The organism is Melaminivora alkalimesophila, from assembly GCF_000282995.1.
In the GTDB taxonomy this organism is placed as follows: domain Bacteria; phylum Pseudomonadota; class Gammaproteobacteria; order Burkholderiales; family Burkholderiaceae_C; genus Melaminivora; species Melaminivora alkalimesophila.
Map to the genome: position 1 here is coordinate 1 of NZ_ALEE01000570.1, position 8,532 is coordinate 8,532.

At 70.2% G+C, this 8,532-nt stretch carries 8 protein-coding genes and 1 other RNA gene; 3 read left to right on the forward strand and 6 right to left on the reverse strand.

All coding sequences use genetic code 11. The features are described from left to right. The 4 genes from A612_RS11135 to cysK all read right to left on the reverse strand — a co-directional run. Positions 1 to 591: lysylphosphatidylglycerol synthase transmembrane domain-containing protein (locus A612_RS11135; RefSeq protein WP_141630353.1), on the reverse strand; the 591-nt coding region annotated here is incomplete at its 3' end. Between the two features lie 129 nt (positions 592 to 720). Next, on the reverse strand, positions 721 to 1,935 hold the full coding sequence (gene clsB / locus A612_RS11140) for a cardiolipin synthase ClsB (RefSeq protein WP_040436675.1): 1,215 nt from the start codon (positions 1,933 to 1,935) through the stop codon (positions 721 to 723). 56 nt (positions 1,936 to 1,991) lie between these two features. After that, positions 1,992 to 2,762: an endonuclease/exonuclease/phosphatase family protein gene (locus A612_RS11145; protein WP_019374561.1), complete on the reverse strand. Its 771-nt coding sequence runs from the start codon at positions 2,760 to 2,762 to the stop codon at positions 1,992 to 1,994. Positions 2,763 to 2,997: 235 nt separating this feature from the next. Further along, entirely contained in the window at positions 2,998 to 3,915 is a 918-nt protein-coding gene (gene cysK, locus A612_RS11150; RefSeq protein ID WP_019374562.1) for a cysteine synthase A, read from the reverse strand. A 121-nt stretch (positions 3,916 to 4,036) separates the two neighbouring features. On the opposite strand from cysK, the gene rnpB reads away from it, so the two are divergent. The 3 genes from rnpB (at position 4,037) to A612_RS11160 (ending at position 6,423) form a co-directional block, all read left to right on the forward strand. After that, positions 4,037 to 4,379, forward strand: an RNA gene (rnpB, locus tag A612_RS16105) — RNase P RNA component class A. 295 nt (positions 4,380 to 4,674) lie between these two features. Next, positions 4,675 to 5,568 (forward strand): dihydrodipicolinate synthase family protein, encoded by an 894-nt coding sequence (locus tag A612_RS11155; RefSeq protein ID WP_019374563.1) that lies wholly within the window; start codon positions 4,675 to 4,677, stop codon positions 5,566 to 5,568. A 102-nt stretch (positions 5,569 to 5,670) separates the two neighbouring features. Further along, complete coding sequence (locus tag A612_RS11160; RefSeq protein WP_019374564.1) at positions 5,671 to 6,423, forward strand: NYN domain-containing protein; 753 nt, start codon at positions 5,671 to 5,673, stop codon at positions 6,421 to 6,423. An 85-nt stretch (positions 6,424 to 6,508) separates the two neighbouring features. Here the strand turns inward: A612_RS11160 and A612_RS11165 are convergent, their stop codons facing one another. Both A612_RS11165 and A612_RS11170 read right to left on the reverse strand, forming a co-directional pair. Beyond that, positions 6,509 to 7,258 (reverse strand): RNA pseudouridine synthase, encoded by a 750-nt coding sequence (locus A612_RS11165; RefSeq protein ID WP_019374565.1) that lies wholly within the window; start codon positions 7,256 to 7,258, stop codon positions 6,509 to 6,511. Further along, on the reverse strand, positions 7,251 to 8,532 hold a 1,282-nt coding region (locus A612_RS11170), incomplete at its 5' end, for an MBL fold metallo-hydrolase (RefSeq protein WP_019374566.1). The genes A612_RS11165 and A612_RS11170, both read right to left, overlap by 8 nt.

The following is an 8,532-nucleotide window of genomic DNA, read 5'->3' on the forward strand; positions in this document are numbered from 1 at the left end:
CGGCAGCCGGTGGCCGCGCAGCCGCAGCGCCCGTCCACCGCGCAGCGCGCACAGGCCCAGATAAAGCGCGCTCGTGCTGGCCAGGACCAGCCCCAGCCAGCGCAGCTGCTGCGTGCCGATCGCCCAGGACGGTGGCAGTGGTGGCGCCCAGACCCAGAACACCACCCCGGCCAGCACGAAGTAGCCCACCCAGTTGGTGGCGATCGACAGCAGCACCACCTGCGCAATCTGGCCCACCGACAGGCCCTGGCGCGAGTACAGCCGGTAGCGCACCGACACGCCCCCGATCAGCGAGCCGAGGTTCAGCGTGAACGGGTAGGCGATCAGGGTGATCGCCACGGTGCGTGGCACGCTCAGCGTGTGCTGCACAGCGTGGCGCCCGAACAGGTCGAAGCATCCATAGACCAAGTGGCTGCCCCAGGCCAGCAGCGCGGCCAGCGCCAGCGCGCGCGGCGGCAGTTCCCGAAGGGCGCGCCAGACGGCTGGCCAGTCCACCTCCAGCGCCTGGTGCACCAGCAACCACACGACCAGCAGCGCCACCCCTGCCATGAGCGCACCCCCCAGCCAGCGCCCGCCGCGGCTGGCCAGCATGGCGCGGCACCGGCGGCGCAGCGCGCCCCGCGAGGCAGCCTCTGCCCGCGGCGGCGACACGACGTGCTTGCCGGCAGCGGGGCGGGACGGCAGGGTGGCAGGCATGGCGGTCGCGCCGGGGCGTTCCCTTCAGCCCTGGCTGCCGCCGGCGTGTTCCGGCCCGACCAGCGAGATGACCGGGCGGTGGCGCGGCAGCCAGCCCGCCCACGAGGGGAACCAGCGCACCAGGTGGTAGATGCAATAGCCGCGCAGCAGCCGCAGGCCCTCGAACGCGCCCTGGGGCTCGGGCTCCACCCGGGTGCAGCTTTCCTCCATGAGCCGCTCCAGCCGGCGGTGCAGCAGCGCATTGAAGCCCGCGTCGCGGATGACGACGTTGGCCTCCAGGTTCAGCGACAGGCTCAGGGGGTCGAGGTTGCTCGATCCAACCGTGGCCCACTCCCGGTCCACCACTGCCACCTTGCCGTGCAGCGGCCGGTCGCAGTACTCGTAGATGTGCACGCCGGCGCGCAGCAGGTGGTCGTAGAGCAGGCGCGCCGCCGTTTTGACGATCGGCATGTCGGGCTCGCCTTGCAGGATTAGGCTCACCCGCACGCCGCGCGCCGCCGCACGGCGCAGGGCGCGCACCAGCCGCCAGCCCGGGAAGAAGTAGGCGTTGGCGATCACCACGCGCTCGCGCGCCGCGCGCAGCGCGATCCGGTAGTGGTGCTCGATGGCTGTGGTGTGGACTTCGTTGTCGCGCGTGACGAAGATCGCGTCCGCCCCACCCGCCGCAGGCAGCTGGGGCAGCGGCGCGCGCAGCCGGGCGCGCCGGTCCTCGCCGCGCGGCAGCACCGCGCACTGGGCGAAGCGCTGGATCTGCGCCACGATGGGGCCGCGCACCTCCACCGCCCAGTCCTGTTTGGCCTCGGGGCCGTAGTCCGCCACGTGGTCGGCCGAGTAGTTGATGCCGCCGATGAAGGCCAGCTCGCCATCCACCACCACGATCTTGCGGTGCATCCGGCGCAGCACATTCAACCGCTGGCCGAACAGCCTGCGCCCGCCCGGGTCGAAGACGCGAAAATGCACGCCCGCCTGCACCAGGCTGGCGATGAACTGCGGCGGCAGGTCGGGCGAGCCGAAGCCATCCACCAGCACGTGCACCTCTGCGCCGCGCCCGGCCGCCTCCAGCAGCGCCGCATGCAGGCCGCGGCCGATCTTGTCGTCGAACAGGATGAAGGTCTCCAGCAGCACCTCGCGGCGCGCGCCGCGGATCGCTTCGAAAACGCGCGGGAAAAACTCCTCGCCGTTCTCCAGCAGCCGAAAGTCGTTGCCGCCCACCCAGCGCGAGGAACGCGGGGCACGCACGCGCCGGGCGTGGCCGGCCTGGGGGCGCGGCGGCGCGAAGGCGTCCTGCTGCCCGTTCACAGCACCAGCTCCGCGGCCAGCGGCGCATGGTCCGACAGCCGGTTCCAGGGGCGCCGGGGCAGGACCACCGGCAGGTGCACCGCCACGCCGCGCACGTAAATCCGGTCCAGGGCCAGCAGCGGCATGGTGGCCGGGAAGGTGCGCACCGCGCGTCCGAAGGAATGCACGAACACCTCGCGCAGCCCGGCCTCGCGCGCCAGCAGCCCATGGGCGCGGCCGCGCCAGTCATTGAAGTCCCCGGCCAGCACCACCGGATCGTCGGACGGCAGCGAGCGCACCAGCGCCGCCACGCGGTGCAGCTGCCGATGCCGGTGCGCCTCCTGCAGCCCCAGGTGGACGCAGATCGCATGCACCGGGCGCTCGAGTTCCGGCGGCTGGAGCATGCAGTGCAGCATGCCGCGGCGCTCCGGGCCCGCCACCGAGATGTCATGGTTCTCGAAATGCACGATGGGGAATTTCGACAGCAGGGCGTTGCCGTGGTGTCCACTGTCGTAGACGGCGTTGCGGCCGTAGGCGTACTGGCTCCAGATCGAGTCCGCCAGGAATTCGTAGTGGGGCTGCGCGGGGAAGTTGGCCACCCGGCGCGCGTGGTGCCGGTGCGTGCCGAGCACTTCCTGCAGGAACACCACGTCCGCGCCCACCTGCCGCACCGCGTCGCGCAGCTCCGGCAGCATGAAGCGGCGGTTGAAGGAGGTGAAACCCTTGTGGACGTTCACCGTGAGCACGGTGAAGGCCAGGCGGGGCGTGGGCGAGGAGGAAAGGTCCATGTCGATGCGCCGCCCCGAGGGTGGTGGGGTGCACGGCGCGGGCCGGCGGCGGGGCGGGTGCACCGATTCTTCCGGTGCGTGGACGCCGCCGCTGTAGGACGCGGGACCATGGCGCTGCCTGCGCCGGGCGGCAAAGCGCGTCCGCCTGCCCGGGTCGGGCAGGGGAGGGCGGGAAACGAAAAGGGCTCCCTGCGAAGCCCTGGTCGCCCTGGTCGCGGGAGGCGGCGGCCGGGCCTCAGCCGGGCAGGAAACCCTCGACCGACAGGTAGCGCTCGCCGGTGTCGTAGTTGAAGCCGAGCACGCGCGCCCCCACGGGCAGCTCGGGCAGCTTCTGTGCGATGGCGGCCAGCGCCGCCCCCGAGGAGATGCCCACCAGCAGCCCTTCTTCGCGCGCCGCGCGGCGGGCGTATTCGCGCGCGGGCTCGGCGTCCACCTGGATCACGCCGTCCAGCAGATCGACATGCAGGTTCTTCGGGATGAAGCCCGCGCCCAGGCCCTGGATCGGGTGCGGCCCCGGCTGGCCGCCGGAGATCACGGGCGAGCCCGTGGGCTCGACGGCGAAGACCTTCAGGCCGGGAAAGCGGCTTTTGAGCACCTGCGCCACGCCGGTGATGTGCCCGCCGGTGCCGACTCCGGTGATGACCGCGTCCAGCCCTTCGGGGAAATCCGCCAGGATTTCCTGGGCCGTGGTGCGCGCGTGCACCTCCACGTTGGCCGGGTTCTCGAACTGCTGCGGCATCCAGGCGCCGGGCGTGCTCGCCACGATCTCCTGCGCACGCGCGATGGCGCCCTTCATGCCCTGCTCCTTGGGCGTCAGGTCGAAGCTCGCTCCGTAGGCCAGCATCAGGCGGCGGCGCTCCACCGACATGCTGTCGGGCATGACCAGGATCAGCCTGTAGCCCTTGACGGCCGCCACCAGTGCCAGACCGATGCCGGTGTTGCCGCTGGTCGGCTCGACGATGGTGCCGCCGGGCTGGAGCTGCCCGCTCGCCTCGGCCGCTTCGACCATGGCCAGGGCGATGCGGTCCTTGATGGAGCCGCCCGGGTTGGCACGCTCGGACTTGACCCAGACGTTCGCCTGCGGGCCGAACAGCCGGTTGATGCGCACATGGGGGGTGTTGCCGATGGCTTGCAGGATGTTGTCGATACGCATGCGTGGCTCCGAAGAAGGGTTGGGAAATGCTTGGCGGCCATTGTGGCGGACATCGTCGGGGCGTGTGTGATAACGATATGCGCGCGCGCCATAAGCACCGCTGGGCGATAATTGCGTTCGTGAAGCCCGCCGGACCGCCGCTGGTGCAAGCTGGGAAACCAGGCACTGGAGGAACGTCCGGACTGCACAGGGCGGCGTAGCAGCTAACGGCTGTCCACCGTGAGGTGAGGATCAGAGCAACAGAGACGAGTCCGAGTGGGCATCAAGCCCGCTCGGGGTGAAACGGGCAATCTCTACGCGCAGCAACACCAAGTAGGCCAGCGTTGACGTGGCTCCGCGGAGCTGGCGGGTAGGTGGCATCGAGCCGGGCGGGCGACCCCCGGCCCAGAGTAATGGCGGTCACGCCCGGATGTCCGTAAGGGCGTTCGGGTGCACAGAATCCGGCGTACAGGCGGGCTTCACTTTTGTTTTCAGGCGCAGGCGCGGGCGCCGCCATCGCGGCAAGGTCCTGTTGTGGCGGGCACAGCCATGTTTTTGGGAGTGCTGCGCCCGTGGGGCTCCGGTCGCTCAGGGCGTGGACCCGCTGCCGAATGGGGCGCGCGGGCCTCGACCAGGTTGCCCTTGGCACAGGAGATGCCTGAGAACATCTCAACAGTTTTGGCGCCCACTGGTCGACGAGACTCATCGGTAAGCGCGTCCACCACCAGTCGTTGTTTCCTGCGCTGCGCGCTTCTATCCAGCCATTTGGGGAGACCCGCCATGTTCCGAGGGCTCAGTGCTTTCCCCCTTACGCCCTTCAGCGATGACGGCATTGACGAGGCGGCATTCGCCCGGCTGGTGCGGCGGCTGGCCGCTGCCCGCGTCGATTCCATCGGGGCGTTGGGTTCGACGGGAAGCTACGCCTACCTCACGCGAAGCGAGCGCAAGCGGGTGGCAGGGCTGGCAGTGAAAAACGCCAGCGGGATACCGGTCATCGTCGGTATCGGTGCCCTGCGCACCCGGGATGTGCTGGCGCTTGCCGAAGACGCCCAGGCCCTGGGAGCCAGTGGTGTGCTGCTGGCGCCCATGTCCTATCAGAAGCTCGGCGACGACGAGGTCTTCGGCCTGTATGCAACCGTTGCCAATGAACTGTCCGTGCCCCTGTGCGTGTACGACAACCCCGCCACCACACGTTTCGAATTCAGCGACGAACTGCACGCCCGCATTGCCCGGCTGCCCAACGTGCGCTCGATCAAGCTTCCCCCGGTGCCGGCGGAGCCGGGCGCCGCGAGGGCCCGGATCGACCGCCTGCGCGCCCTCATTCCTTCGCATGTCACGCTCGGAGTGAGCGGAGATGCCTCAGCCGCGACCGGATTGAATGCCGGCTGCGATGTGTGGTATTCGGTCATCGGTGGATTGTTTCCCGGCCTTGCGCTGGAGATCACGCGTGCGGCTCAGGCAGGTCTCGCCCAGGAGGCGCAGAGGCTGTCCGAGCGGCTGCAGCCGTTGTGGGAGCTCTTTGCCCGGTGCGGAGGCAGCCTGCGTGTCGTGGCAGCGGCGGCGGAGTTGCGGGGCTTGGTGCGGCGGCCCTGCCTGCCCTTGCCGCTCATGGCAGTGGATGGGCCGCAGCGCCAGCAGTTGGCTGAATTGCTTGATCGGTGGGGACTGCAATGACGGCTGTCTGCACCAGTCCGAGCGGCTGTCTATGTCGGCCCCGCGAAACGCATCGGCCCTCGGCCGTACCCTAAGATGGCCTATTCTCACGGAGTGCCACCAATGGATACGGAAGCCCGCATCGCCGTCCTGGTCGACTGCGACAACACGACCCCGGAGGTTCTGGAATATGGATTGAAGGTGGTGGCGCAATTCGGCCGCGTCGTGCTTCGCCGCGGCTACGGCAATCACGGCACGCTGGCGCACAAATGGCAAGATGCGCTGGTGCAACTGGCCTTCACGCCATGCTTGCAATTTCAGTTCGCGGCTGGAAAGAACACCTCGGATATCGCACTGGCGCTGGATGCCATGGAGGCGCTGTTCGACGAGCGGGCCAGCATTTTCTGCATCGTCACGAGCGACTCGGACTTCGCGCACCTGTGCCGCAAGTTGCGCGAGCGGGGCGCCACGGTGTACGTCGTCGGCGAGGGCAAGACGCCGGGTGCGCTGCGCAATGCGAGCGACCAGTTCTTCGAATGGACCCGATCCGGGACCGAGGATACTGGCCAGGAGATGGCTGCCGGTGAGGCGACGGCGAAGGCGCCGGGCAGGGCGGAGCAACCCAGGCCGGTGCCGAAGCTGAGGCCGCGTTTCGTGGTGGAGGCGGTTGCCCTGCTGGCTGCCAACACGCCGGAAGGGAAGGTGAGTGTTGGCGGACTCGGCTCCTACCTCAAGCGTGCGGATCCTTCCTTCTCGCCGAAGGCATACGGCCATTCCGGCCTGCTCGACATGCTCAAGACCTACGACCTGCTCAAGGTCCAACAGGAGCCCGGCGGGCACTGGACGACGTATCTGGCGCAGCAGGCGGCGGCTTGAGCACTTATTCGCCGGGTTTGTTTGAAGAGCTTTTGCGTGAGCAATTTCAGTTTTGCTCGCGTTTACAGAGAAACCTACCGACCCTCTAAAACCGCTCCCAAGGCTGCAGATAGCGCCACTGCCCCTCGGCCAGCGGAGCCAGGGCGACGCGGCCGATGCGGATGCGCCGCAGCGCCAGCACCGACAGGCCCACGGCCGCGCACATGGCGGGTACCTGGTCCGGGCGGATGCCCTTGAGCGCAAAGCGCAGGCGCTGCTCGCTCTGCCAGCTCACCTTGATCGGCGGCAGCGCGCGGCCGTCGAGCACCAGCCCGTGGCACAGGCGCTGCAGGCCGCCGTCGGCGATCTGGCCCGCCACCTGCACGATGCATTCCTGCTCCAGCGTCTCGCTGGCTTCGGCGAGCTTGCGCGCCACGCGGGTGTCCTGGGTATAGACCACCATGCCGCTGGCCTCGGCGGGCAGGGGCGTGTGGCAGGCGAGCTGGCGGAAATGCCGCTGCAGCACGCGCACCGGCGGGCCTTCGCCCACGTGGCGGTTGGCTGCGTGCAGCAGGGCGAGCGCGTCGGGAACGCCTTGCTGCGCGTCGCCCGAGGCGACGTGATGGCCTGCCGGCTTGTGCAGCACCAGCGTGACCGGCGGCACCTCCTCGGCGCGCGCCCCTGGCGCGAGCGCTACCTTCTGGGCCGCCGTCACGCGCGCCCCCGGCTCCTCGACCACGGCACCGTCCACGCGGACCCAGCCGCCCTCGATGTACAGCTCGGCCGTGCGGCGCGAGCAGCCGAGCTCGGCCGCCAGCCGCTTGGCCAGGCGCACGCCCTCCGGCGCTTCAGTCATTGCCGGGCTCGAGCATGCGGATGCGTTCCACGTGCGCCAGCAGCGAACGCTGCGCCAGCGGCCACATGCGCGGTGGCACATCGTCGTAGGCGCGGCGCGTCCAGTCGGCCAGCGTGCCCTGCGGCTCGGCCTGCATGGCGGCCAGCACACGCGCCTCGCGCGCCAGGCGGTGCGCCTGCAGCTGGGCGATGACCGCGCGCGCATCGCACAGCACGTAGCCGTGCGCCGGCGCGATGAACTCCACGCCGTGCTCGGCGCACAGCGCGTCCAGGCGCGCCAGCGAGTCCAGGTAGTCCGCCATGTTGCCGTCCGGCGGGTCGATGATGGTGGTGCTGCCGTTCAGGATGTGGTCGCCCGAGAACAGCAGCCCATCCTCGCGCAGCAGCAGGCACAGGTGGTTGGCGGCGTGCCCGGGGGTGTGCACCACCTGCAGCGTGTGGGTGAGCTGGCCCTCCAGTCCGCGCCCGGACAGGACCAGCAGCTCGCCATCGTCCAGTGCCCGGTCGGGCACGAAGTGGCTGGCGGCGCGCGCCGTGGGCGCCGAGGGCAGGCCCAGGATCGGCGGCGCGGGGCGACCGTGGGCGACCGCCATGGCCTGCAGCGGCGCGGCGCCGGGGAAATGGTCGGGATGGGAGTGGGTGCAGACGATGGCGCGGATGTCGCCGCCGGCGGCGCGCCACAGGCGCTCGATGTGTTCCGTGTCGGCCGGGCCAGGGTCGATGACGATGTGGCCGGTGGCGGCCTCGCCGACCACGTAGCTGTTGGTGCCCGGGCCGGTCATGACACCGGGGTTGGCAGCCGTCAGGCGCTGCACGTTCTTGAGCAGCGGCACCGGCCGCTCGCACTGCCAGTCCAGCGGGTGCTGGCCGTGCCCATCGGGACAGACCAGCGCCAGCTCGCCGTAGGGCGGCTCGTGCTCCATGTAGTGCTGCAGCTTGCCGGCGAGGAAGCCCGAGCGCGGACAGGTGCTCCACAGTGGCTGCTCCTGCGCGACGGCGTCCAGCACCGCCTGCACGCTGTCGTACTGCGCCAGCCGCTGCAGGGTGCGGATGGTCGGGAAGATCATGAAGAACTGCCCGGCCTCGTGGCGCGCCAGCGCATCCGCCGGGCGCACCCACACCGGCTCGAACTGCTCGGCCTCGTCGGCCACCGGCTCCTGGCCGGGCGGCATGCGCGCCACCAGGAAGGGCACGGCGAAACGCTTGGGCAGGTTGCGGTCGGCCGTCCAGTGGGCGAGCGGGTACATGGCGTCGGCCGCCAGGCGCAGGCCGCGC

What these genes read in the sequence shown, in the direction of transcription:
- A612_RS11165 (WP_019374565.1), bottom strand. Translation starts at nt 7,258, where the DNA reads ATGACTGAAGCGCCGGAGGGCGTGCGCCTGGCCAAGCGGCTGGCGGCC.
- A612_RS11145 (WP_019374561.1), bottom strand. Translation starts at nt 2,762, where the DNA reads ATGGACCTTTCCTCCTCGCCCACGCCCCGCCTGGCCTTCACCGTGCTC.
- cysK (WP_019374562.1), bottom strand. Translation starts at nt 3,915, where the DNA reads ATGCGTATCGACAACATCCTGCAAGCCATCGGCAACACCCCCCATGTG.
- A612_RS11155 (WP_019374563.1), top strand. Translation starts at nt 4,675, where the DNA reads ATGTTCCGAGGGCTCAGTGCTTTCCCCCTTACGCCCTTCAGCGATGAC.
- A612_RS11160 (WP_019374564.1), top strand. Translation starts at nt 5,671, where the DNA reads ATGGATACGGAAGCCCGCATCGCCGTCCTGGTCGACTGCGACAACACG.